General features: G+C 70.8%; 21 protein-coding genes and 1 pseudogene. 6 read left to right on the top strand and 16 right to left on the bottom strand.

The features are described 5' to 3' along the window. Window positions 1-70: 70 nt before the first annotated feature. On the bottom strand, window positions 71-1165 hold the full coding sequence (gene nemA / locus ASD66_RS18565) for an N-ethylmaleimide reductase (protein WP_056682543.1): 1095 nt from the start codon (window positions 1163-1165) through the stop codon (window positions 71-73). Window positions 1166-1230: 65 nt separating this feature from the next. Beyond that, window positions 1231-2346: a glycosyltransferase gene (locus ASD66_RS18570; RefSeq protein WP_056891857.1), complete on the bottom strand. Its 1116-nt coding sequence runs from the start codon at window positions 2344-2346 to the stop codon at window positions 1231-1233. Window positions 2347-2417: 71 nt separating this feature from the next. Here ASD66_RS18570 and ASD66_RS18575 point away from each other — a divergent pair, with 71 nt between their 5' ends. Then, window positions 2418-3413: a pirin family protein gene (locus ASD66_RS18575; RefSeq protein ID WP_056682540.1), complete on the top strand. Its 996-nt coding sequence runs from the start codon at window positions 2418-2420 to the stop codon at window positions 3411-3413. 18 nt (window positions 3414-3431) lie between these two features. On the opposite strand, the gene ASD66_RS18580 is transcribed toward ASD66_RS18575, so the two are convergent. The 3 genes from ASD66_RS18580 to ASD66_RS24555 are packed head-to-tail and all read right to left on the bottom strand — an operon-like array spanning window position 3432 to window position 5085. Beyond that, window positions 3432-3767, bottom strand: a complete 336-nt coding sequence (locus tag ASD66_RS18580; RefSeq protein ID WP_056682536.1) for a YciI family protein — start codon at window positions 3765-3767, stop codon at window positions 3432-3434. Between the two features lie 29 nt (window positions 3768-3796). Then, window positions 3797-4774: a TIGR03086 family metal-binding protein gene (locus tag ASD66_RS18585; protein ID WP_056682534.1), complete on the bottom strand. Its 978-nt coding sequence runs from the start codon at window positions 4772-4774 to the stop codon at window positions 3797-3799. Beyond that, window positions 4771-5085 carry an ArsR/SmtB family transcription factor gene (locus tag ASD66_RS24555; protein ID WP_156388790.1) on the bottom strand — a complete coding sequence of 105 codons (315 nt, stop codon included), beginning with the start codon at window positions 5083-5085 and terminating at the stop codon, window positions 4771-4773. Before ASD66_RS24555 ends, ASD66_RS18585 begins: the two co-directional genes overlap by 4 nt. Window positions 5086-5254: 169 nt before the next feature. Here ASD66_RS24555 and ASD66_RS18595 point away from each other — a divergent pair, with 169 nt between their 5' ends. Next, window positions 5255-6358, top strand: a complete 1104-nt coding sequence (locus ASD66_RS18595; RefSeq protein ID WP_056682528.1) for a mandelate racemase/muconate lactonizing enzyme family protein — start codon at window positions 5255-5257, stop codon at window positions 6356-6358. Between the two features lie 11 nt (window positions 6359-6369). Here the strand turns inward: ASD66_RS18595 and ASD66_RS18600 are convergent, their stop codons facing one another. Genes ASD66_RS18600 through benA form a run of 5 tightly spaced genes read right to left on the bottom strand, consistent with a single transcriptional unit; the run spans window position 6370 to window position 15046 of the window. Further along, the gene (locus ASD66_RS18600) at window positions 6370-7605 is read right to left on the bottom strand and encodes a benzoate/H(+) symporter BenE family transporter (RefSeq protein ID WP_056682525.1); all 1236 of its coding nucleotides are present in this window, start codon (window positions 7603-7605) and stop codon (window positions 6370-6372) included. Beyond that, window positions 7602-10280, bottom strand: coding sequence for a LuxR family transcriptional regulator (locus ASD66_RS18605; RefSeq protein ID WP_082563838.1), 2679 nt, complete (start codon window positions 10278-10280; stop codon window positions 7602-7604). Before ASD66_RS18605 ends, ASD66_RS18600 begins: the two co-directional genes overlap by 4 nt. Window positions 10281-10299: 19 nt before the next feature. Next, on the bottom strand, window positions 10300-13122 hold the full coding sequence (gene benC / locus ASD66_RS18610; RefSeq protein ID WP_056682515.1) for a benzoate 1,2-dioxygenase electron transfer component BenC: 2823 nt from the start codon (window positions 13120-13122) through the stop codon (window positions 10300-10302). An 11-nt stretch (window positions 13123-13133) separates the two neighbouring features. Beyond that, entirely contained in the window at window positions 13134-13652 is a 519-nt protein-coding gene (benB, locus tag ASD66_RS18615; RefSeq protein ID WP_056682512.1) for a benzoate 1,2-dioxygenase small subunit, read from the bottom strand. A gap of 11 nt (window positions 13653-13663) precedes the next feature. After that, complete coding sequence (gene benA, locus ASD66_RS18620; RefSeq protein WP_056682508.1) at window positions 13664-15046, bottom strand: benzoate 1,2-dioxygenase large subunit; 1383 nt, start codon at window positions 15044-15046, stop codon at window positions 13664-13666. A gap of 265 nt (window positions 15047-15311) precedes the next feature. Here benA and catA point away from each other — a divergent pair, with 265 nt between their 5' ends. Further along, complete coding sequence (gene catA, locus ASD66_RS18625; RefSeq protein ID WP_056682505.1) at window positions 15312-16163, top strand: catechol 1,2-dioxygenase; 852 nt, start codon at window positions 15312-15314, stop codon at window positions 16161-16163. Next, a complete protein-coding gene (gene catC, locus ASD66_RS18630) occupies window positions 16163-16447 on the top strand; it encodes a muconolactone Delta-isomerase (protein WP_056682502.1) in 285 nt (94 codons plus the stop codon). Before catA ends, catC begins: the two co-directional genes overlap by 1 nt. Before the next feature lie 537 nt (window positions 16448-16984). Here the strand turns inward: catC and ASD66_RS18635 are convergent. The 5 genes and pseudogenes from ASD66_RS18635 to ASD66_RS18650 form a co-directional block, all read right to left on the bottom strand. Then, entirely contained in the window at window positions 16985-17635 is a 651-nt protein-coding gene (locus ASD66_RS18635) for a 3-oxoacid CoA-transferase subunit B (protein ID WP_321163511.1), read from the bottom strand. Window position 17636: 1 nt separating this feature from the next. Then, on the bottom strand, window positions 17637-18180 hold a 544-nt coding region (locus ASD66_RS18640; RefSeq protein ID WP_235530161.1), incomplete at its 5' end, for a CoA transferase subunit A. A gap of 1 nt (window position 18181) precedes the next feature. Then, a pseudogene (locus ASD66_RS25395) lies at window positions 18182-18410 on the bottom strand (CoA-transferase); the annotation flags it as partial. After that, complete coding sequence (gene pcaD / locus ASD66_RS18645) at window positions 18407-19177, bottom strand: 3-oxoadipate enol-lactonase (RefSeq protein WP_056682496.1); 771 nt, start codon at window positions 19175-19177, stop codon at window positions 18407-18409. The pseudogene ASD66_RS25395 and the gene pcaD, both read right to left, overlap by 4 nt. Beyond that, complete coding sequence (locus tag ASD66_RS18650) at window positions 19174-20400, bottom strand: acetyl-CoA C-acetyltransferase (protein WP_056682493.1); 1227 nt, start codon at window positions 20398-20400, stop codon at window positions 19174-19176. Before ASD66_RS18650 ends, pcaD begins: the two co-directional genes overlap by 4 nt. A 79-nt stretch (window positions 20401-20479) precedes the next feature. Between ASD66_RS18650 and ASD66_RS18655 the strand changes: the two genes are divergently transcribed. Then, window positions 20480-21379: a LysR substrate-binding domain-containing protein gene (locus ASD66_RS18655; protein WP_056682491.1), complete on the top strand. Its 900-nt coding sequence runs from the start codon at window positions 20480-20482 to the stop codon at window positions 21377-21379. Here the strand turns inward: ASD66_RS18655 and ASD66_RS18660 are convergent. Continuing rightward, window positions 21376-22206, bottom strand: a complete 831-nt coding sequence (locus tag ASD66_RS18660; RefSeq protein WP_056682488.1) for an IclR family transcriptional regulator domain-containing protein — start codon at window positions 22204-22206, stop codon at window positions 21376-21378. The genes ASD66_RS18655 and ASD66_RS18660 overlap by 4 nt on opposite strands. A 144-nt stretch (window positions 22207-22350) precedes the next feature. Between ASD66_RS18660 and ASD66_RS18665 the strand changes: the two genes are divergently transcribed. Then, on the top strand, window positions 22351-22911 hold the full coding sequence (locus ASD66_RS18665; RefSeq protein WP_056682485.1) for a flavin reductase family protein: 561 nt from the start codon (window positions 22351-22353) through the stop codon (window positions 22909-22911). Window positions 22912-22995 lie beyond the last annotated feature (84 nt).

The following is a 22995-nucleotide window of genomic DNA, read 5'->3' on the forward strand; positions in this document are numbered from 1 at the left end:
GAGGCTAGCGCAGGACCGTGACAGCGGACACATGTGTCCGGTCATGGGACGCTGGACGGCCCTTCACGGATCAGGCGTCGGCCAGGGCCGGGTAGTCGGTGTAGCCCTCGTGGCCGCCGCCGTAGAACGTCTCCAGCACCGGCGCGTTGAGAGGGAGGCCGGCCTCGAGCCGGGCCGGCAGGTCGGGGTTGGCGATGAACGAGCGCCCGAACGCGGCGGCGTCGACCAGCCCGGCGGCGAGCAGGCGCTGGGCCTTGGCCAGGTCGTAGTTGCCGGCGCCGACGATCACTCCCGGGAACGCCTCGCGCAGCTGGCTGCGGAAGTGGTCGTCCAGTGACGGGCCTCCGGCCCAGTCGGGCTCCGAGAGGTGCACGAACGCGATGCCGCGCTCGGCGAGTGCGCGGGCGACGAACAGCCCGCCCTCGCCGTCGTCGTCGGAGTCGAGGCCGTTGAAGCTGCCGATGGGGGAGATGCGTACGCCGACCCGGTCGGCACCCACCTCGTCGATGATCGCGTCGACGACCTCGAGCAGCAGTCGGGCCCGGTTCTCCAGGGAGCCGCCGTAGCCGTCGGTGCGCTGGTTGCTGCCCTCGGCGAGGAACTGGTGGAGCAGGTAGCCGTGGGCGGCGTGCACCTCGACGAGGTCGAAGCCGGCGTCGCGGGCGTTGCGGGCCGAGCGTCGGTAGTCGTCGACCAGGCGCGGCAGCTCGTCGGTCTCGAGCGCGCGGGGCGTCGGGCAGTTGGCGCGCACGACGTTGCCGTCCTCGTCCTTCAGGGAGGTGCGGTTGCGGAACTCGAGGGCGCTCGCCGAGACCGGCAGGGCCCCGTCGTGCAGCGACTCGTGGCCGACCCGGCCGGTGTGCCACAGCTGGGCGGCCATCAGGCCACCGGCCGCGTGCACGGCGTCCGTGATCGAGCGCCAGCCGGCCACCTGCTCGGCGCTGTGGATGCCCGGGGTGTCGGCGTACCCCTTGCCCTCGGGGGAGATCTGGGTGCCCTCGCTGATCACCAGTCCGGCGCCGGCCCGCTGCAGGTAGTAGTCGCGCATCAGGTCGTTGGGCACGTCGCCGGGAGCGGTCGCGCGCATCCGGGTCAGCGGCGCCATGAAGACACGGTTGGCGGTGCGGGTGGCACCGAGGTCGAGGGGGTCGAACAAAGACGTCATGTGGGGGCAACTCGCCGCCCCGACTCCACTATTCCGTGAGGAGTACCTCACGACTGCGCCCGCGTTCAGGCCGTGGCCAGTGTCCGCTCGGTCCGGAGCCCGGCGTGCACGGTGAGCATGTGGTCGACCGCGGCCTGCCACGGGAACGACTCGGCCCGCGTGCGCGCCGCCGTGCGCCGGGTCGCCGGGTCCCGGGCGGCCAGGCGTTGCACGGCGTCCGCGAGGCTGGCCGGGTCCGCGCCCCCGTGTTCGCCGGACCTCGTGTCGACGAGCTCGCTGGCGCCGCCCGTGGAGGCCGTCACGACTGGAGTGCCACAGGCCAGCGCCTCGAGCACGGCCAGGCCGAACGTCTCGCCCGGACAGGCCGAGAGGGCGATGTCGGCCTCGCCGATCAGCTGCGCCAGTCGCACCCGGTCGGCGACGTGGCCGTGGAAGGTCACCGGCGCCCGGCCCGCGAGTGCCTCGAGCTCGTCGCGGTGCGGGCCGTCGCCGTACACGTCGAGCCGGACGGGTACGCCGCGGCGGTGCAGCTCCACGGCCGTGGCGACGGCGAGGTGCGGGCTCTTCTCGCGGCTGAGCCGGCCGACGTGGACGAGGCGCAGCGGCCCGGCAGTCGTGCCCGGGCCGGGGGTGAAGAGGTCGAGGTCCACGCCGAGCGGCACCCGCACGAGCGGTGTCCCGACCGCGGCGGCTGCCGAGCCGAACTCGTGCTCGGCGTAGCGCGACGTGACCACGACGGTGTCGAACTGGCGCACCAACAGGCGGTTGTAGAGGCCGATCGAGACCTTCGCCGAGGTCTCGAAGCCGGTGCGCAGGCCGAGCATCGCGTCGAGACGCTCGTGGGAGAACAGCACCGACCCGACGCCCTTGCGCCGGGCCCACCGGGTGACCGGCAGCAGGGTGGACTTGTCGTTGATCTCCACCGAGGTGGGCGCGAACGCCTCGAGCTCGCTGATCACCCGCCAGGGCTCGAGGATCAGCCGGTAGCCGCCACCGACCTTCGGCGCCCGGAACTGCACGACCTCACCGGAGTCCGTGTGCTCGCGTGCGTCGTACGGGCCGGGCACCAGCAGGAGCCGCTCGGCGCCGGCCGCCGCGTAGCCCGCTCCGAGGGCCGCGATCGCGGTCTTCATGCCACCTGAGGCCGGACCGACGAAGTTGGCGAGCTGGGCGATCCGCATGGTGGCCACCATGCCCCGGGGCCGTGAACGGGGTGTGAGCGGCGGGTTGACGGCTGCGCAAGACTGGAGACATGAGCAACCAGGAACGCGACCCGGGAGAAGTCGTCCTGCGGGAGTCCGCACCGGACGCGCCGGTCGAGGTGCTGACCCCCCGCGAGGTGCCGTTGGGCGGCCTTCGGGCGATGCCGGTACGACGCACGCTCCCGCAACGACAGCGGTCCCTGATCGGGGCCTGGTGCTTCGTGGACCACTACGGGCCCGACCGGGTCGCCGACACCGGCGGCATGTCGGTGGCCCCGCACCCGCACACCGGCCTGCAGACGGTCAGCTGGCTGTTCACCGGCGAGATCGAGCACCGCGACAGTGCGGGAAACCACGCGATGGTGCGCCCCGGCGAGGTGAACCTGATGACCGCCGGGCGGGGAATCAGCCACTCCGAGGTCTCCACCCCCGACACCACGACGCTGCACGGTGCCCAGCTGTGGGTGGCCCTGCCGTCGGCCACTCGCGACGCCGAGCCCGGCTTCGCCCACCACGCGCCGACCCCGGTCACCGGGCCCGGCTGGGAGGCACGCGTCTTCCTGGGCTCCCTGCTCGGCGACACCTCGCCGGTCCCGACGCACACCCCGCTGCTCGGCGCGGAGCTGCTCCTCGCGCAGGGCACCACGCTCACCCTCGACGTCGAGGCCGGCTTCGAGCACGGCGTCCTGCTCGACTCGGGCTCCCTGTCGGTCGCCGGCCAGGACCTCAAGCCGGCCGAGCTGGCCTACCTGGCCCCCGGTTGCAGCAGCATCGAGCTCACGGCGTACGACGACTCGCGGCTGCTCTTGCTCGGCGGCGAGCCACTGGGTGAGGCGATCGTGATGTGGTGGAACTTCGTCGGCCGCACCCATGAGGAGATCGTGCAGTTCCGCGAGGAGTGGCAGGCCCAGATCACCCGTGAGGGTGCCGTCGTCCCGGATGGGCAAGTGGTCGCCGACGGGCGATTCGGCATCGTCGTCGACGACCACCTCCAGCCCATCCCGGCCCCGACGCTGCCGAACGCCCGGTTGCGCGAACGACACTGACCTGGGTGGGACCGAGGCTCAGGTGCCCGGCACGGGCTGCGCCTCCTGCACGTCGATCGTGCAGTCGCCCGGCGTCTTGAGGTGGGGGTGGTCGCGTGCCAGGTCCAGCGCTGCTTCGAGGTCGTCGGCCTCGACGATGGTGTAGCCGACCACGTCCGAACTGCTCGGTGACTCACTCTCCGGTGTGACCCGCGTGCCCGACGCCAGTGGGTTGCCGAAGTCGACCATGCGGTCGCCGACCCGCTGTGACCATGCGAGCCACTCCTGGTTGATGGCGTCGAGCTGCTCGGCCGGGAGGTCGAGCCCTGACTGCCCACGACCGGCGGCCCGGTAGATGAAGACGAACCTGCTCATGGCGATCTCCTTGCTGTTCTCAGGATGGCTCAGGCGGCGATCGGCGTACGGCCGGCGAACGCGGCCAGCCGGTCGACGGGGGAGGCGCCCTCGGCGGCGACCACCTCGTCGCCGAACGAGGAGCCGCGCCCGCCGGGCACGACGGTCTCGGCCAGCTCGCGGACGTAGCCGACCAGCTCGTCAGAGACCCTCAGCTCCTGGCCGCTGGCCTGGGCCAGGTCCCACCCGTGCAGCAGCAGCTCGATCGGGAGGATGCCGGCGAAGAACGACGCGGGGAACTCGCGGCCACCGGGTCCGGCGACGGTGCCCTCGAGTCCGCGGGCCCGCCAGGCCGTGAGCGCCTGGTCGGTCATCACCGAGACGCGGTTCTCCAGGGAGCCGGCCTCCGGGTTCGTGACCGTGCCGCCGGCCATTCCGCCGAGCTGCTGGAGGGAGTGGAAGAGGTGCTCGGCGAGGTCGTGGCAGGTGAAGTCCGCGCACGGCGTCTGCTTGGGCTGGTCCTCGGCGGTGAGCCCGCGCAGCACCGGCTGGATCGCGGCCAGGACGGCCTCGGCCGCGACGAACGGGTCGAGGTTCTCCGGAGCCCAGGCCCACTCGTCCTGGCCGGCGTCGCCGGTGGCGGCCACCGTCTCGAGCCGCTCGAGGAAGTGGTTCCAGCCCTCGGCGTGGCCGACCTCCTGTTCGGGGCTCAGGCCCTCGTGGACCAGCGTGACGGCGGTGCCGTCGGCGTTGGGCTCGAGGGTGATGGTCACCGTGGAGGCGTCGGTGGGAAGGTCGGTGTCGGTGTCCCATCCCCACCCGAAGACGACCTGCTTGCCGGGCACGACCTCACGGAACGTGCCGCCGGCGAGGTGGCCGGGGGTCACCGTCCAGCGGTAGTCGCCGCCGACCCGCAGGTCGACGGATGCGGAGACGGCCTGCCAGCGGCGCAGCCGCTCCGGCTCGGTGATCAGGGCGAAGGCCTCGTCGGGAGTGACGGGCAGCTGGACGGTCCTGGAGTAGGTCATGGGCTTTCCTTGCGTGCGTTGTGGGCATGGGCGTCGGCGACGAGCTGGTCGAGCTCGTCGGTCCAGAACCGGTCGATCTCGGCCTGGAGCTGGCGGAGTCCCGAGGGCACGACGCGATAGATCCGCGTGCGCCCGACCTTCTCCGCCTCGACGAGACCGACCGACGCCAGCAGCAACAGGTGCTGGGAGACGGCCGACCTGGTCGAGGTGAACTCCGCAGCGATCTCGCTGACCGTGCGGGGTCCCCGGCCGAGCAGCTGCAGCATGCGTCGCCGGTTCGGCTCGGCAGCGGCGGACAGTGCGTCGGTCATGAGCAATACGTTAGCCACGACTAACGTATTGGTCAAGAGGAAGCCTGGACCTGAGGCTCCGTCGAGATGCAGGGACTCCTAATGGCGCCGTACAAAGTCTTTGTGTTGTATCAATCCGCGCCTTAGCCTGAGAGGGACGACATTCGCCGCCACACCAGGAGCAGCCACGATGAAGATCACCAAGGTCGAGGCGATTCCCTTTGCCATCCCCTATCGCAAGCCCCTGGTCTTCGCGAGCGGTGAGGTGCGGGTGGCCGAGCACATCCTGGTGCGCGTGCACACCGACGAGGGGCTGGTCGGCACCGCCGAGGCCCCGCCCCGCCCGTTCACCTACGGCGAGACCCAGGCCTCGATCAAGGAGGTCATCCACTCGATCTTCGCGCCGGCGATGGACGGCGAGTCGCCGTTCGACCGCGAGCTGATCCACGCCCGGCTCGGCCGCACGGTGGCCAACCCGACCGCGAAGGGCGCGGTCGACATGGCGTTGTGGGACATCATCGGCCAGTCCACCGGTGTCTCGGTGTCACAGCTGCTCGGCGGCTACACCGATCGCATGAAGGTCTCCCACATGCTCGGCTTCGACGACCCGGTGAAGATGGCCGACGAGGCCGAGCGGATGCTCGAGACCTACGGCATCAGCACCTTCAAGGTGAAGGTGGGGCGCACCCCGATCCAGCTGGACATCGCCGTCTGCCGGGCGATCCGGGAGCGCCTGGGCGATCGCATCGAGCTCTACATCGACGGCAACCGCGGCTGGACCGCGTCGGAGTCGGCCCGGGCCCTGCGCCTGATGGAAGACCTCGACCTCTCGATGGCCGAGGAGCTCAACCCGGCCGACGACGTGCTCGGCCGCCGCTGGCTCGTCGAGCAGTGCCACATCCCGTTCGTGGCCGACGAGTCCGTCGCCACCCCCGCCGAGGTCACCCGCGAGATCCTCGGCGGCTCGGCCACCATGGTCAGCATCAAGACCGCCCGCACCGGCTTCACGATGTCGCAGCGCGTGCACCACCTCGCCGAGTCGCTCGGCGTCGAGGTCGTGATGGGCAACCAGATCGACGGCCAGGTCGGCTCCCTGTGCAGCGCCGCCTTCGGGGCGGCGTACAAGCTCACCTCGCGGCGGGCCGGCGAGCTCTCCAACTTCCTCGACATGAGCGACGACCTGCTGGCCACGCCGCTCGAGATCACCAACGGCGAGCTCCTGGTGCGCCAGGGTCCCGGCCTCGGCATCGAGATCGACGACGAGAAGCTCGAGCGCTACCGCCAGGACCGCTGAGCCCGGCCGGGTCACTCCCGGTCGTCGAAGTCGGCCGGCTCGAGGATCCATGAGGTGGCCAGGCCGAGCACGATGCCCCAGAACGCTCCACCGATGTTGAAGATCGTCACGTCGGTGATGGTGACCAGGAACGTCACCAGCGCGCCCAGGGTGAAGCGGTGCGCGAACGACGCGACGAACGCGCCCTGCAGTGCGCGGAGCATGGCGAGCCCGCCGAGCGTGGCGACGTACGCCGGCGGGGTGGCCAGCATCAACCGCACGAACAGCGGGGCGAACAGGCCGACCACGAGGGCGAGTGCTCCGCAGACGACGGCCGCGGCGTAGTGGCGTTCCTTCCTCCCGGAGGCGACCAGCAGCGAGCTGGTCGGGCCGGTGAGGCACGAGGAGATGCCGCCGATTGTCGCGCTGAGGATCGACCCGATGCCGCACAGGACCGTGGCCACGTTGATCGGTGGGCGGTGGCCGGCCTGGTTCAGCACCGCGACGCCCTGCCCGTTCTGCACGACGAGCACGGTGATCGCGAGGGGCACGACGAGCTCGAGCAGCGCCCCCGTCGTGAAGACCGGTGCCTGGAACGTCGGGGCGGCGAGCGCCGGGCCCGAGGCCGGCGAGAACGACCCGGCGATCCCGACCGCGGCCGCGCCGACCAGCAGCGCCCCGAGGACCGGCGGCATCCAGCGGCCCAGTGACCTCATCCGGCTCAGGACGACGAAGGCCAGCACCATGGGCGCGGCGATGGCGGCGTCCGACCGGACCGCGCCGACGAGGTCGGTGCCGAAGCGCAGGAAGACCCCCGCGACCATGGCCATCACGAGCGGCAACGGGATCACCGCCATCGCCCGGCCGACCCAGCCGGTCAGTCCGAGCACGGCGATCACGGCTCCGGTGACGAGGAACGCGCCGAGCACCTCGGGCCAGGTCAGGTGGTCCAGCGACTTGCCGACCACGACGGTGCCGGGGATCGTCCAGAAGAACGACAGCGGCTGCCGGTAGGCCCAGCTGGCCACGATGGTCAGCAGGCCGTTGAGGAAGAACACCGCGAAGATCCACGAGCTGATCTCGACGCGGCTGAGTCCTCCGGCCGTGCCGACAGCCAGGATCACCGCCACCGGACCGGTGGCCGCGAAGATCAGCGCGACCAGGCCGTTGGCTGCCTGGGTGGGCCCGAGGTCGTCGAGCAGCCCGCGCAGGCTGGGCCATGATCCACCGGGTCGAGTGTGGCGGTGGGGAGCGGTGGGTTGGGTCACGTGTCGTCTTCCGGGTCTCGGGGCCGGTGCCGGGCCGCGAGCTCGGCGCGGGAACGGATGCCGAGCTTCGTGTAGATGCGGGTCAGGTGGTACTGCACGGTCTTCACCGAGATGTAGAGCTGCTCGGCGGCCTCGCGGTTGCTCAGCCCACGCGAGACCAGGTCGGCGACGGCGGTCTCCTGCGGCGTGAGGTCGGTGACGCCGTCGGTACGCCGGGAGTTGAGGCCGGCCGCGTTCAGCTCGCGGTCACAGCGCTCGACGTACGACGTCGCACCGAGGGTCGCGTAGGAGTCGCGGGCGGCGCGCATGATGATCGCCGACTCGCGTCGTCGTCCCGCGCGGCGCAGGGCCTGGCCGTAGCTGAAGTTGACCCGGGCGCGCTCGAAGGGCAGGGGCATCCCGGAGAGCAGCTCGAGCGCGGACTCGAAGTCGCCGACGCCCCCGTCGATGTCGCCGTCGCCGCAGCGGATCCGGCCCGAGACGGCCAACAGGGCGGCCTGGTCGGACCGGTGGTTGCGCTCGACGGCGAGGGCGAGGTGGTGGGCGACGAAGTCGCGCGCCGCGTCGGCCCGGTCGGTGAGCACGAGGGCGTTCGCATAGAGGGCGCGCCAGGGCCAGAAGCCGGGCTCGTCGGGGCGATCGGCGAAGAGGACCAGCAGCGGCTCGAGTGCCCGGACGACGCCCTCGTAGTCGGCGGCCACCTCGGCGAAGTTGGCGCGGGCGATCGCCGCCGGGATCTGCATGATCGGGTAGTCCTGCGACGCGGCGGCGCCCCGGCGCAGGTGCTCGCGGGCGGCGGCCTGGTCGCCGCGCAGCGCATTGACCTGTACGCCGGTCCAGTGCACGAGTGGGCGGATCAGGTGGTGCTCGGACTCCGCGACCTCACGGCCGGCCCGTGCCACCACGGCCAGGGCCTCGTCCCAGTCCCCGAGCTGGAAGAGGCTCCGGGCCAGCCAGGCCTGGGCCCACAGCGAGATGCGCGTCGAGCCCATCCGGAACCGGGTCGGCACGGCACCCTCGAAGTCGTGGCGCGCCGAGACCTGCTCGCCGCGCGCCAGGTCGACCCAGCCGCGTCCCATCCGGATCCGTTGTGACTGTGGACCTGTCGGCACTCGCCGGACCAGCTCGTCGTACGCGCGGAGGGCCTCGTCCCACCGGCCGCAGGCGGCGAGGCCGATGCCGCGCATCGCGGCCGCCTCGAGCCCGGCCGGGCTGTCGGGGTCGCCGGTGTCGATCGCCCGGTCCGACCACTCGACCAGCGCCTGCGGGTCCCACATGCCGAGCGCGTGCAGCACCCGGCGCACGCTGACCAGGACCCGCACCTCCGGCTGCGCGGAGTCCCAGTCCTGCCAGGCGCGGTCCAGGAGCAGGTCGGCCTCGGCGGGGCGGCCGCGCAGGATCGAGACGTAGGCGAGGGTGGCGTCGATGCGGGCCGACCGCGGCGCGGCCTCGAGCTCGTCGGTGAACAGGTTGGCCTCGGGCAGCTCGCCGGCACCGACCAGGGCGTCGACCCCGTCGACGAGCAGGGCGGTTCGCCGGGCCGGGTCGCGCTCGATCCGGCTGGCCCGGATCAGGGCATGGGCGGCCCGGCCCCAGGCGCCCTCGGCGGCTTGGCGGTCGGCGTACGCGCGCAGCTCGCCCAGCAGCTCCTGGCCCGGTGCGAGACCGGAGAGCACCCGGTGGGACAGGGCACGGAACTCGTCGCCGACCAGGTCGGCGGCCTTGCCGTGCAGCCGGTGGGTACGACGCACGGGCATCGTCTCGAGCACGGCGGAGCGGGTCATCGGGTCCGCGAAGCGGAGCACGTGGTCGCCCAGCTGCAGGTCGCGCCGGACCAGGCCGGTCGTCTCCGCGGTGTCGAGCGCGGTGACCGGGTCGTTGGTGACCTCGGCCAGCTGGGTCGCCTCACCCTCGCTGCAGCGGTCGCCGAGCACGGCGACCGCCTCGACCAACCTGCGGGCGGACGGCGGGGCACCCTCGAGTCGTGTGCGCACCTCCGTCACCTGGCGTCGGGTGGCGGGCAGGGGCTGCTGCCAGTCGGTCCACACGGCATCCGGTGCCTCGGTGAGCAGCTCGATGACCAGGGCCGGGTTCCCGCGGGTGTGGTCGCGGAGGGCCTTCGCGTCGCGGTCGGTGAGCGCCACCCCCGCCTGGAGGGCGATCTGGCGCACCTCGGTGCGGTCGAGCTCGGAGATGTGCAACCGCCTCAGGTCGGGCAGGTCGGCACGCACCGGGCCCCGTGCGGTCAGGATCGCCCGCACCGTCGTCGGGGACCGGCGGGCGGCGGAGTGCAGTGCCATCAGCGAACCGGCGTCGGCCTTGTCGGCACCGTCGACCATCACGATCAGCCGGCCGTCACCCGCACGGTCGCGGAGCTCGGGCAGGAGGGCGCGGGCCGCGACGACCGGGTCGGCGTCCGGGTCGACACTGACCCCGAGCTGCTCGAGTACGGCGTACGGGTGGCCGGACTCCCAGGCCGTGGCACCGGCGTGCGCGACCGTCAGCCCCGGCTGGCGGGCCAGGAACTCGTCGACCAGCGTGGTCTTCCCACTGCCGGCAGGACCCTCGACCACGACGATGGCCGGACGGCCGGGATCGGCGGTGAGCAACCGGCCCAGTGCCTCGAGCTCGGCCTCCCGTCCGACGAACACGTGCCCCGGAAGATGAGAGATCATCCCGTCACGCTAGTCCGACTCAGCCGAGGTCGCCGCCGGCGACAGGCAACGTGCTTCCGGTGATGTACGACGCCTCGTCCGAGGCCAGGAACGTGATGGCTGCGGCCTGCTCGTCCAGAGTGCCGTAGCGGCGCATCAGCGAGGAGTCGAGGGTCTGGTCGATGTGCGCCTGGAACCATGCCTGCTCCTGCTCGTTCGTGGCCTCCGGGGTGCCGCGCGAGATGCGGCGCGGTGGGGCTTCCGTGCCACCGGGTGCGGTGGCTGCGACGCGGATGCCGGCCTCGGCGTACTCCACGGCCAGGGAGGCGGTGATCGCGTTGATGCCGCCCTTCGCTGCCGAGTAGGGGATCCGGTGGATGCCGCGGGTGGCTGCCGACGAGACGTTGATGATCACGCCACGGCCGCGCTCCACCATGCCGGGCAGCACGGCGCGGCAGGTGAAGAGCGTGGTCAGCAGCGAGCGGTCGAGCTCGGCGCGGATCTCCTGGTCGGTGAACTCGGTGAACGGCTTGAAGTTGATCGCGCCGCCGACGTTGTTGATCAGCACGTCGATCCGGCCGAAGCGGCGCAGCGCCTCGGCGACGACGGATTCGGCGCCGGACCAGCTCTCCAGGTCGGCGACGACGGGGAGCGCCGGCCGTGCGGTGCTGCCGATCTCGGCGGCGAGCTCGCCGACCAGGTCGGAGCGGTCAACCAGCACGACGGACCCGCCCTCGGCGCTGACCCGGCGGGCAGTGCGCTCGCCGATGCCCTGGGCGGCCCCGGTGATCACCACGACCTTGCCGGCGAAGCGGCCCGGAGTGATGAACTTCGGCAGCGCCCGGGTGCGGGCCTCGTCCATGGCGCGTCGAGTGGTCTCCTTGGAGCGGTCCGCGTGCGCGGTGATCAGCTCGCGGGCGCGCACCCGGTCGCCGGCCTCGAAGGCGTCGACGATGTCGAGGTGGTCCTGGGTGCAGCTCGGGTGGCACCAGGTGGCGTGCCGGAGCACGTCCTCCATGTGCCCCTGGACCCCGAGTGCCTGGTAGGCCTGCAGCAGGTGCTCGTTGCCGGTCAGCGTGAACAGGTAGTCGTGGAAGGCTGCGTTGGTCTCGGTGTACGCCGCGGCGTCGACGAAGCGGTCGCCCTCGACGTACGGCACGGTGGCCTCGGCGAGCAGCCGGTAGCCGGTGACCTGGCGTGAGGAGAGCCGCCCGATGACCAGCTCGAGGGCGCCGAGCTCGAGTGCGGCACGCGCCTCGAAGAGGGCGTCGGACTCGTGCACCGACGGGTGCTCCTCGCCGATCTCGTAGGTGCCGGGGGGCGCGGCGGCCGCGGCCGGCACCTCCTGCACGGGTTCGTGCAGCGGGGCGATCTCGCGGGCGGCGAACATCTCCTGCTTGGCGATGCCGCGCCCTCCGGTGACCAGCAGGTCCTCGTCGTCGGTGGCCTCGAAGGGGGTCGGCGCGGCGTCCGAGCCGACCTTGGCGACCTGTCGGCCGGCGATGCTGCGCGCGGTCGCGGCCTCCTCGTCCGGCGTACGCCGAGCAGCGGTCGCGTGGAGCGGGGTCACCTCGCGGGCCGGGAAGATCTCCTGCCCTGCAAGGCGATTCGACGCGCCAGCCGGTCCGCTGGTTGAAGAAGGCGCGCCAGCGCCTGTCTCGAGACCAAGGGATTCGTCGGCCTGGTTTCGAGACGGTTGCTGCGCAACCTCCTCCACCAGCGGAATTGAGGAAGGCGCGCCAGCGCCTGTCTCGAAACCAGCGGCATCCTCGGCCTGGTCCCGAGACGGTTCCTGAGGAGTCGAGGGACGAACCGCCTCGACCACCGGAGCAGGGTCGGCCGCCTTCGCGGTCGGCGTGCCGGAGAGCGCGAACTTCTCGTAGTAGAACCCGGTCGGCTCGACGCCCTCGTCGGCGAAGTGCGTGCGCACGGCCTCCACCATGGGCGGCGGACCGCACACGTAGACCGCGACGTCGCCGCCGTGCAGGTGCTCGGGCTCGATCAGGCTCATCACGTAGCCCTGGTTGGCGGCCTTGGTCTCCGGGTCGGAGACGCAGTGCCCCCAGGTCAGCGTCGGGATCTGGCCGGCCAGCTCCTCCAGCGTCTCCAGCTCGACGAGGTCGGTGTCGTTGCTGACGCCGTACACCAGGTGCACCGCGCGCTCGGTGCCGCAGTCGCGCAGCTTGCGCAGGATCGACAGGATCGGCGCCAGCCCGGTGCCGCCGGCGAGCAGCAGCAGCGGCCGGTCGGCCTCTCGCAGGAAGAAGCTGCCGTTCGGCCCGGTGAAGGTCATCTCGTCGCCGACCGCGGCCTTGTTCGCGAGGTGCTCCGACATCAGGCCGCCGGGGGCGAGCTTGACCAGGAAGGTGAGCCCCTCGCCGTCGGGGGCGTTGGAGAACGAGTAGGAACGCGTCTCGTTCGTGCCCGGCACGGCCAGGTTGACGTACTGCCCGGGCAGGAACGCGAGCTTGCTCCGCTCGGGCGTCTCCAAGGTGAACGACACCGTGCTCTCGGAGAGCCTCTCGAACTGCGTCAGCGTCGCGGTGTACGTCGCCGCGCTGGTCTTGGCGACCGCTGAGGTGCTGGCGATCTGGAGCACCAGGTCGGACTTCGCCTTCATGCTGCACGGCAGCACGTAGCCCTTGGCGGCCTCGTCGGCGGTGAGCGCGTCGTCGATGTAGGCGCCGCCGTCGTACTCGCCGGACTCGCAGAACGCCTTGCACGTCCCGCAGGCGCCGTCGCGGCAGTCCAGCGGGATGTTGATGCGGGCGCGGTACGACGCATCGGCGACGGTCTGGTCGTCCGCGACGGTGATGAAGCGGGTGACGCCGTCCTCGAAGCTCAGGGCAACCTGGTGGCTCATGGTGCTCCCTCTCAGAAGTGGTAGACGTCGACCACGTGGTGGATGTAGTCGTTCTTCAGCACCACGGTCTTGCGACGGATCAACGGCAGGTCACCGGAGAAGTCGATCGTGTAGAAGGAGGTCCCGTAGTAGGGGTCGATCGTCTTGTAGCGGAAGTACATCGTGTGCCAGTTGAACCGGATGTCGACGATGTCGCCGCGGCGCTCGATGACCTCGACGTTGCTGATGTTGTGGCTCGTGCGCGGCTCGGGAATCGACGTCGCGCTGGAGCGTTCGGTGCGGATCCGGAACACGCGGTCCTCGAGGCCGCCCTTGTTGGCGTAGTAGATCAGCGAGATGTCGGTCTGCGGGTCCTCGGTGAGGTTGTCGTTGTCGTCCCACGCGGGCATCCAGTACTCGCAGTCGTCGGCGTAGCACTCGAGCCACTTCTCGAACTCGCGGTCGTCGAGGTAGCGCGCCTCGCGGTAGAGGAACTGCTCGATGGCGTTCTGCGTGATGAGCTTCGTGCCCTCGGTGTCGGTGGTGGTCATGGCGTTGCTCCTCAGGCCTGGTCGGCGGTACGTCGGGCGGCTGCGGCTTCCTCGGCCTCGACGGCGGCGACCATCACGTCGCGCCAGTAGCCGTGCTGCACGGGATAGAGGCCCTCGTCCTCGTTCTTCAACCCGGCCGAGATGACGCCGGGCATGTCGAGGGCCTTGGCGACGTCGTCCGGGCCGGTCAGCCAGTGTTCGGCGCCCCGGCTCATGTCGTTCCACGGTGCCTTGGTGGCCTGGAAGGTGAGCTGGCAGGAGCGGAACTCCTCGAGGTCGTCGGGGGTGGCCATGCCGGACGCGTTGAAGAAGTCCTCGTACTGCCGGATCCGCCAGGCCCGCGACTCCTTGCTCTCGCCCTTCGGGGCGATGCAGTAGATCGTGACCTCGGTATGGTCGGTCGAGATCGGGCGGAAGTGCCGGATCTGGGTGGAGAACTGGTCCATCAGGTAGACGTTCGGGTAGACGCACAGGTTGCGCGAGCCCTTCACCATGAACTCGCCCTTGGCCTCGCCGTACTTCTCCTTGAGCACGTCCATCTGGTCCCACAGCGGTCGGTCCTGCGGGTTGCCGGCCCAGGTCCACAGGCACAGGTGGCCGTTCGGGTAGGACCAGTAGCCGCCGCCGGACTTGCCCCAGCTGCCGGCGTCCAGCGTCTTCGTCGCGTTGGCGGACTCGCCGGTGTCGCGGCGTGAGGTGGTGGCCGCGTAGTTCCAGTGCGTCGCGGTCACGTGGTAGCCGTCGGCGCCGTTCTCGGCCTGGACCTTCCAGTTCCCGTCATAGGTGTACGTCGACGAGCCCCGCAGCACCTCGAGGCCCTCGGGCGACTGGTCGACGAGCATGTCGATGACCTTGGTCGTGTCGCCCAGGTGCTCGGCCAGCGTGCTGACGTCGTCGTTCAGGCTGCCGAAGAGGAAGCCGCGGTAGCTCTCGAAGCGCGGCACCTTCGTCATGTTGTGCGAGCCGTTGACGTTGAACGTCTCGGGGTAGCCGGCGCCGTCGGGGTCCTTCACCTTGAGCAGGCTGCCATCGTTGCGGAAGGTCCAGCCGTGGAAGGGGCAGGTCAGTGTGGTGCGGTTGTCGGTCTTCTTGCGGCAGATCATCGCGCCGCGGTGCGCGCAGGCGTTGATCAGGAGGTGGAGCTCGCCGTCCTTGTCGCGGGTGATGACGACCGGCTGGCGGCCCATGTAGGTGGTGAAGTAGTCACCTGCCTCGGCCACCTGGCTCTCGTGGGCGAGGTAGATCCAGTTGCCCTCGAAGATGTGCTTCATCTCGAGCTCGAAGATCTCCTCGTCGGTGAAGATGCTCCGGTTGGCCCGGTAGATGCCGGCCTCACGGTCATCGACGACCGCGTTGGAGAGGGTGTCGCGCACGTGCGCCAAGGTCTCGCTCATGGGGTTCCTCCGGATCGGTGGATGCCCCGGGGACGAAGGTGCCGTGGGGCGGTGGTGTCCCTCGACACTGACAGGTCGTGAGCGGAGCCACACCCGGCAAAGCCCTAGGTCTGGCCTAGGGTGCCATTGAGACGTCGTACCTCTTTGTCTTCCGAGAACAAGTCCTTGTGCTGAATCAATTTTCGGGCCTAGCCTCGAAGGGACTTCCGGTGCCCGTCACTCCCGGCGGAACCGCATCGGCACAGCGAACGAGAGGGAGACAGAGATGTCAGCCGCTACTGAGACCGCCACCGCAGCCGCCTCGGGTGCGTCCGCCACGGAGCGGTTCACGACCGACAAGCTCGCCGGCGTCGCGAACACCCCCAAGGAGCGGGTCGACCTGCTCGCCCGCGAGGTGCTCGACGCCGTCCACGAGACGATCCGCAAGCACGAGGTCACCTACGACGAGTTCAACGCCCTCAAGGCGTGGCTGATCGGCGTCGGCCGGGACGGCGAATGGCCGCTGTTCCTCGACGTGTGGGTCGAGCACGTCGTCGAAGAGGTCGCCAACGCCGACCGCGAGGGCTCCAAGGGCACCATCGAGGGCCCCTACTACGTGCCCGGCGCACCCGAGCTCGGCGCCGAGGCGACGATGCCCATGCGCGACGACGAGCAGGGCACCCCGCTGCTCTTCCAGGGCCAGGTCACCAACCTGGCCGGTGAGCCGGTCCCCAACGCCAAGGTCGAGCTGTGGCACGCCGACGAGGCGGGCTTCTACAGCCAGTTCGCCCCCGGCATCCCCGAGTGGAACCTGCGCGGCACGATCACCGCCGACGACGAGGGCCGCTACTGGATCAACACGATGCAGCCCGCGCCGTACCAGATCCCCACCGACGGCTCCTGCGGGAAGCTGATCGGCGCGGCCGGCTGGCACGCCTGGCGCCCGGCCCACCTGCACCTGAAGGTCTCCGCGCCGGAGCACCAGCTGATCACCACCCAACTCTACTTCCCGGGCGACCCGCACAACGACGACGACATCGCCTCCGCCGTCAAGCCTGAGCTGCTGCTCGACATCCAGCCCGCCGAGTCCGGCAACGGCAACCAGACGACGTACGACTTCGTCCTGGACCCCGCCTGATGGCCCTGTTCCACGCCCGCATGGACGTCCGGATCCCGCACGACCTGGATCCGGACGTCCGGGCCGACATCGTCGCCCGTGAGAAGGCCTACTCCCAGGAGCTCCAGCAGGCCGGCAAGTGGCCGCACATCTGGCGCATCGCGGGGGAGTACTCCAACATCTCCATTCTCGACGTGGCCGACGCCGACGAGCTGCACACGATGCTCTCGGCGCTGCCGCTGTTCCCCTACATGGAGATCAAGGTGACGGCCCTGGCCACTCACCCCTCCGACATCAACGCCTGACCTCAGAGTCGCCCGGCACGCACGCTGGCGGCGTTCTCGTCGGTCGACGGCCGCTCCGCTCAAAAGGCCGCCTTCCCTCCTCGGCCTTGCCAGCGCACGCACCGGACGACCCTGGCCGAGCCGTCCGGCACGCACGCTGGCGGCGTTCTCGTCGGTCGACGGCCGCTCCGCTCAAAAAGGCCGCTTTCCCTCCTCGGCCTCGCCATCGCACGCGCCGGACGGCTCTGGAGTCGCCAGGCACGCACGCTGGCTGCGTTCTCGTCGGTCGACGGCCGCTCCGCTCAAAAGGCCGCCTTCCCTCCTCGGCCTTGCCATCGCACGCACCGGACGGCTCTGGATTCGCCAGGCACGCACGCTGGCGGACCGTAGGACAGGTAAGTGGGGCAGGCGCAGGCGGCACTGAGCGTGAATCGTCCCGGTGACGCCGCCTGCTTACCTGTCGGACGGTCCCACGCGGGCCCGCTCGTGTGACCAGCCGGACCCGAAATCACCGAACCGCCCCGGAAGAACCTTCCGGGGCGGTTCGGCGTACGGCGGTCAGGCCACCAGGGGGGCGTCGGTCGCGGCCTTCGCCTGCTCGAACGTCACGCCCGGGGCCAGCTCGACGACGGTGAACGAGGCGACGTTGACGTCGAAGACGCCCAGGTCGGTGATCACGCGTTGTACGACGGCCCGGCCGGTGAGCGGCAACGTGCAGGAGGTCAGGAGTTTAGAGGACCCGTCACGCGTGGTGTGGTCCATCAGCACGATCACCTTCTTCGCGCCGTGCACCAGGTCCATCGCGCCACCCATGCCCTTGACCATCTTGCCCGGCACCATCCAGTTGGCCAGGTCGCCGGTGACCGAGACCTGCATGCCGCCGAGCACGGCGACGTCGAGGTGGGCGCCGCGGATCATCGCGAAGCTGGTCGGCGAGTCGAAGAACGACGCACCGGCCTTGACCGTGACGGTCTCCTTGCCGGCGTTGATCAGGTCGGGGTCGAGCTCGTCGGGGTAGGGATAGGGGCCGACGCCGAGGATGCCGTTCTCGGCATGCAGCACGACCGACGAGTCCGCGGGCAGGTGGCCCGGGATCAGCGTGGGCATGCCGATGCCGAGGTTGACGTACTGGCCGTCGGAGAGCTCGGCCGCGGCGCGCGCTGCCATCTCGTCGTGGCTCCAGCCGATCTTGACGGAGGTGTCGGTCATGTCAGTTGCCTTCCGGACGCGGCGTGGTGGTGGCCTTCTCGATCTGCTTGCGACTGGCCTGCTCGGGGGTCAGCTCGACCACCCGGTCGACGAAGACGCCGGGCACGTGGACGTCGTCCGGTGCGATCTCGCCGGCCTCGACGACCCTCTCGGCCTCGACGATGGTGAGCCGTCCGCTCATCGCGACGGCCGGGTTGAAGTTCTGCGCGGACTTGTTGAAGCGCAGGTTGCCGTGACGGTCGGCCACAGCGCAGCGCACCAGTGCGACGTCGGCGACGATCGACTCCTCGAGCACCATCTCGCGGCCGTGGAAGGAGCGCACCTCCTTGGGCGAGGACGCCATCGCGATCGAACCGTCGGGGTGGTAGCGCCAGGGCAGCCCGCCCTCGGCGACCGCGGTGCCGACGCCGGTCGGCGTGAAGAACGCCCCGATCCCGGCGCCACCGGCGCGCATGCGTTCGGCCAGGGTTCCCTGCGGGGTCAGCTCGACCTCGAGCTCACCGGAGAGGTACTGCCGGGCGAACTCCTTGTTCTCCCCGACGTACNCGCGACGGATCCGCCTGGCCTCGAGCAGCAGCCCGAGCCCGGCACCGTCGACGCCGCAGTTGTTGGAGACGATCTCGAGCTCGTCGGCGCCCTGCTCGAGCAGGGCCTCGATCAGGAACCACGGGATGCCGGCCAGGCCGAACCCGCCCACGGCGATCTGGCTGCCGGACTTGATGTCGGCCACCGCCTCGGCGGCCGAGCTGACGACCTTGTCGAGCGGGACGCTCATGAGTCTTCTCCTTGCAGGTGGGCGATGATCGCCGGGTTGACGACGGCGGGCTGCTCGTCGTTGGCGAGGTGGGCCGAGTCGGCCACCTCGAGCACGCGGCCGTCGACCACCGTCTCGGCGATCGCCTTGAGGTGGGGCGGTGGCGTGGCGGGGTCGTCGGTGCCGGCAATCGCCAGTGTGGGTGCGGTGATCGAGACCAGCTGGTCACGCAGGTCCATGCCGGCGATCGCCTCGCAGCACCCGGCGTACCCCTCGGCGCTCGCGCTCGACACCATCGCACGGGCCGCGGCCACGCGGTCGGTCTCGCAGGCCAGGAAGCCGGGGGAGTACCACCGGTCGACGACGGCCTCGGCCACGGCGGAGGCGCCGTTCGCGCGCACGGTCGCGGCACGGTCGAGCCAGTTGCTGGCCGGGCCGAGGTACGCCGAGGTGCAGAGCACCACGAGCCGGTCGATGCGGTCGGGGTTGCGGACGGCCAGGCGCATGCCGGTCATCCCGCCGAGCGAGAGGCCGACGAAGTGGACCTTCTCGAGGTCGAGCTCGTCGAGCAGGCCGATCACGTCGTCGGCCAGGTCGTCGAGGCTCGCACTGCCCTCGACGACCGGCGACCTGCCGTGGCCGCGGGTGTCGTAGCGGACCACCGTGAAGTGCTCGGCCAGGTCGTCGATGGTGCGGTCCCACATGTGCAGGTCGGCGCCGAGCGAGTTGGAGAGGACCACGGTCGGGGCGCCGGTCGGGCCCGGTGTGATCTCGTGGTGGAGGCTCATCGGACCGCCTCGAAGATCGCGGCCAGGCCCTGCCCGCCGCCGATGCACATCGTCTCGAGCCCGTACGTCGACTCGCGCCGGCGCATCTCGCGCGAGAGTGTGGCCAGGATGCGCGCCCCCGTGGCGCCCACCGGGTGGCCTAGCGAGATGCCGGAGCCGTTGACGTTGAGCCGCGGGTCGTCGGCGTCGATTCCCATCTCTGTCAGGCATCCGAGCACCTGCGCGGCGAAGGCCTCGTTGATCTCGATCAGGTCGAGGTCGGCCAGGGTGAGGCCGGCGCGGGACAGCGCGGTGGCCGTCGCGGGCACGGGGCCCATGCCCATCACCTCGGGGCCGACTCCGGCAACGGCCCAGGAGCGGAGCGTGACGAACGCGTCGAGTCCGCGGCGGTCGGCCTCCTCGCGGGTGGTCACCACGCACATCGCGGCGCCGTCGTTCTGGCCGCTGGCGTTGCCGGCAGTGACGGTCGCCGCGTCGTCGGTGCGGCCCATGATCGGGCGCAGGCCGGCCAGCGCCTCGAGGGTCGTGCCGGGGCGCGGGTGGTCGTCGACGTCGACGACAGTGTCGGGCTTGCCCCGCTTGCCGGGGATCGTGACGGGGACGATCTCGTCCTTGAACCGACCGGCTTCGTTGGCGTCGCGCCAGTTGTGCTGCGACCGGACGGCCAGTGCGTCCTGGGCCTCACGGGTGATGCCGTACTCGCGGCGTACGTTCTCGGCGGTCTCGATCATGCCGCCGGGCACGGGGTGGAGCTTGCCGCCGGCGGTGACGCGCCCTCGGGCCAGGCGCGACATCAGCTCGACGCCGTCGCCCTTGACGCCCTGGCGCAGGCCGAGCGCGTAGTGCTCGGCGCGCGACATCGACTCAGCGCCGCCGGCCACCACGATGTTCGCGGCACCGGTCGAGACCTGCATCGCGGCGTACAGCACGGCCTGCAGCCCGGAGCCGCAGCGCCGGTCGATCTGCAGGCCCGGGACGCCGGTGCCGAGTCCGGCGTCGAGGGCGGCCACCCGGCCGAGCGCCGGGGCCTCGCCGTTCGGGTAGCACTGGCCGAGCACGACGTCGTCGACGTCGCCCTCGCCGAGTCCGGTGCGGCGAGTGAGCTCGGTCAGGACGGTGGCGGCGAGGTCGTTGACGTCGACGTCGGCGAAGGCTCCGCCGAATCCGCCGACCGGCGTGCGCACGGGTTCACAGATGACGATGTCGGTTGCTGATGCAGGCATGTACCCAATCTAGGAAGGCAACGCCCCGAGTTCCATAGGTTGGGGATATCCATTCCGCAACTACTCATATGATGGGGATATGGAACTGCGTCATCTCCGCTACTTCGTCGCGGTCGCCGAGGAGCTCCACTTCGGCCGGGCCGCGGAACGCCTGCACATGGCCCAACCGCCGTTGTCGCAACAGATCCGCCAGCTCGAGGCCGAGCTCGGCGTCGCACTGTTCACCCGCACCACCCGCCAGGTCGCGTTGACCCCGGCCGGTGCCCGCTACCTCGAACGCACGCGGGCCGTCCTGGCCGCGGTCGACCAGGCCGGCGTCGAGGCTGCGCGTGTGGACGCCGGTGAGGTCGGCCGGGTCTCGATCGGCTTCATCGGCTCGGCCACCTACTCGCTCCTGCCACAGCTGGCGCGAGACCTGCGCGCTGCCCTTCCCGACATCGAGGTCGACGTCAAGGGCGAGATGCTCACGCCCGACCAGGTGCTCGCGCTGCGCGACGGCACGATCGACATCGCGCTGATGCGCACACCCGTGCCCCATGAGGACATCGAGGTGTTCGTCGTACGCCGCGAGCCGTTGGTCGTCGCGCTGCCGTCGACCCACCCGCTGGCCGAGGCCGAGTCGGTCCGGGTGCGCGACCTGCGCGACGAACCGTTCGTCACCTATCCGTCCGAGCACCGCTCGGTGCTGCACGACACCGTGCTGGCCGCCTGCCAGCGCGCCGGGTTCAGCCCGCGCAAGGCCGTGCAGGTCGCCGAGACCTCGACCCTGGTCGTCTTCGTGGCGGCAGGTCTCGGTGTGGCGCTGGTGCCGGAGTCGGTGAGTGCGCTGCAGCTGTCGGGCGTCACGTTCCGGCCGCTGACCGACAACGCCACGGTGGAGCTGGCGATCGGCTGGCACCCCGAGCGTCGTACGCCGGCCGTCGACCGGGTGCTGGAGCAGCTGCGCATCTCCCTGGCCGACGACCCGAAGTCCACCTAGAAGAACCCGTCCCGCCGGCCGGAGGTGAGCCGGTTCCGTACGTCGCCCGCGGCGGCGTAGTCGGACTCGATCGCCGCGGCGATCTCGATGAGGTGCGGAACCGCTTCCGACTCCACCTCGGCCGCCGTGTGTCGCACCCGCGAGGTGGAGTAGGCCAGGGCGGCCACGACCTCGCCCGTGGGTGCGCGCAGTGGCACCGCCGCCGACAGGAACCCGATCTCGAGCTCGCTGTCGACCACCGCGTAGCCCTTCGTGCGCACGTCGTGAAGCACGTCGCGGAACTCGACGGGGTCGGTGACCGTGTGCGGCGTCAGTGCCTCCAGGCGCTGGCCCTCGACCGCCTCGCCGACGACGGACGGGTCGGCCCAGGCCAGCAGTACGCGGCCCATCGAGGTGGCGTGCAGGGGCAGGCGGGTGCCGATCTCGACGTTCAGGCCCATGATCCGGTGCACGTGCACCCGTCCGACGCACACCGCCGAGGTGCCGTCGAGCTGGCTCAACGAGGAGGACTCGTGGGTCAGCTCGGTCAACCGCTGCAGGTGCGGCTGGGCGACCTTCACGATGTCGTGCGTCGCGGCGAAGTGCGCCCCGATCATCAGGACGCGCGGGGTCAACGTCCACCGGCTCCCCAAGCCGCGTACGTAGCCGAGGCGTTGCAGGGTCAGCAGGATCCGGCGTACGGCCGGGCGTGACAGACCGGTCCGGTCGGCGATCTCGGTCGCCGAGGGGGTCGGTGCGTCCTCGTCGAAGGCGAGCAGGACCGTGAAGCCGCGCTCGATGCTCTGGATGAAATCGCGGTCGGTTCCCGCCTCGTCCGGCTGATTCATAGGTGCAGCCTCCCAATCCTGCCCAAATGGGTATCGCAACGGGTGGTTCCACCCGTTGACGTAGCACTGTGACGTGAGCCACTGTCTAGTGAACGCAAAGCGTGCAAGTCGTACGCACAGCGTACACCACTGGAGGTGAACGAGATGGATCCCCGTCAGCTCAGGGATGCCTTCGGACAGTTCGCGACCGGCGTCACGGTCGTCACGTGCACCAACGGGGACGGCGAACCGCACGGGGCCACTGTCAACGCCTTCACCGCGGTCTCGCTCGACCCGCCGCTGGCCCAGGTCACGCTCGGGCGCAACTCGAAGGCCTGCGAGTACCTCTCGGACAAGCCGTTCGCGATCAACGTCCTCGCCGCCGACCAGCTCGACGTGGCCTGGCACTTCGCCGGCCGCCCGGCCGCCGACGCGCCGGCCTGGGTCGAGGGCCCGACCGCACCCGTGCTGGAGGGCACCGCCACGACGATCTCGTGCCGGGCCTGGCGCACGTACGACGGCGGCGACCACCTGATCGTCATCGGCGAGGTCGAGTCGGTGGAGATCCCCGGCCGCGACCCGCTGCTGTTCCACGCGGGCACGTTCCGCCACCTCAGCCCGCTCGAGACCGGCGTCCACTGGGACGGCTCGATCGACAACCCCGCCCACGGCTGGTTCGACTCCACGGCCTGCTTCACCCCGTTGCCCGAGGCGACGCGGGTCTGACCGCTCCACTGCACCCGACACAGCGCACCCCCAACCGCACCCCCAACCGCACCCCGCACAGCGCACAACCACTGAAGGGAAACA

Origin of the sequence: Nocardioides sp. Root151, assembly GCF_001427925.1 — a bacterium.
In the GTDB taxonomy this organism is placed as follows: Bacteria; Actinomycetota; Actinomycetes; order Propionibacteriales; family Nocardioidaceae; genus Nocardioides.

Coding starts and splice junctions, on each gene's coding strand:
- nemA (WP_056682543.1), bottom strand. CDS start 1,165: ATGACGTCTTTGTTCGACCCCCTCGACCTCGGTGCCACCCGCACCGCC.
- ASD66_RS18650 (WP_056682493.1), bottom strand. CDS start 20,400: ATGCCTGCATCAGCAACCGACATCGTCATCTGTGAACCCGTGCGCACG.
- ASD66_RS18575 (WP_056682540.1), top strand. CDS start 2,418: ATGAGCAACCAGGAACGCGACCCGGGAGAAGTCGTCCTGCGGGAGTCC.
- benB (WP_056682512.1), bottom strand. CDS start 13,652: ATGACCACCACCGACACCGAGGGCACGAAGCTCATCACGCAGAACGCC.
- ASD66_RS18665 (WP_056682485.1), top strand. CDS start 22,351: ATGGATCCCCGTCAGCTCAGGGATGCCTTCGGACAGTTCGCGACCGGC.
- ASD66_RS18570 (WP_056891857.1), bottom strand. CDS start 2,346: ATGCGGATCGCCCAGCTCGCCAACTTCGTCGGTCCGGCCTCAGGTGGC.
- ASD66_RS18660 (WP_056682488.1), bottom strand. CDS start 22,206: ATGAATCAGCCGGACGAGGCGGGAACCGACCGCGATTTCATCCAGAGC.
- catA (WP_056682505.1), top strand. CDS start 15,312: ATGTCAGCCGCTACTGAGACCGCCACCGCAGCCGCCTCGGGTGCGTCC.
- benA (WP_056682508.1), bottom strand. CDS start 15,046: ATGAGCGAGACCTTGGCGCACGTGCGCGACACCCTCTCCAACGCGGTC.
- ASD66_RS24555 (WP_156388790.1), bottom strand. CDS start 5,085: ATGACCGACGCACTGTCCGCCGCTGCCGAGCCGAACCGGCGACGCATG.
- ASD66_RS18655 (WP_056682491.1), top strand. CDS start 20,480: ATGGAACTGCGTCATCTCCGCTACTTCGTCGCGGTCGCCGAGGAGCTC.
- ASD66_RS18605 (WP_082563838.1), bottom strand. CDS start 10,280: ATGATCTCTCATCTTCCGGGGCACGTGTTCGTCGGACGGGAGGCCGAG.
- benC (WP_056682515.1), bottom strand. CDS start 13,122: ATGAGCCACCAGGTTGCCCTGAGCTTCGAGGACGGCGTCACCCGCTTC.
- ASD66_RS18595 (WP_056682528.1), top strand. CDS start 5,255: ATGAAGATCACCAAGGTCGAGGCGATTCCCTTTGCCATCCCCTATCGC.
- ASD66_RS18635 (WP_321163511.1), bottom strand. CDS start 17,635: ATGACCGACACCTCCGTCAAGATCGGCTGGAGCCACGACGAGATGGCA.
- pcaD (WP_056682496.1), bottom strand. CDS start 19,177: ATGAGCCTCCACCACGAGATCACACCGGGCCCGACCGGCGCCCCGACC.
- catC (WP_056682502.1), top strand. CDS start 16,163: ATGGCCCTGTTCCACGCCCGCATGGACGTCCGGATCCCGCACGACCTG.
- ASD66_RS18580 (WP_056682536.1), bottom strand. CDS start 3,767: ATGAGCAGGTTCGTCTTCATCTACCGGGCCGCCGGTCGTGGGCAGTCA.
- ASD66_RS18585 (WP_056682534.1), bottom strand. CDS start 4,774: ATGACCTACTCCAGGACCGTCCAGCTGCCCGTCACTCCCGACGAGGCC.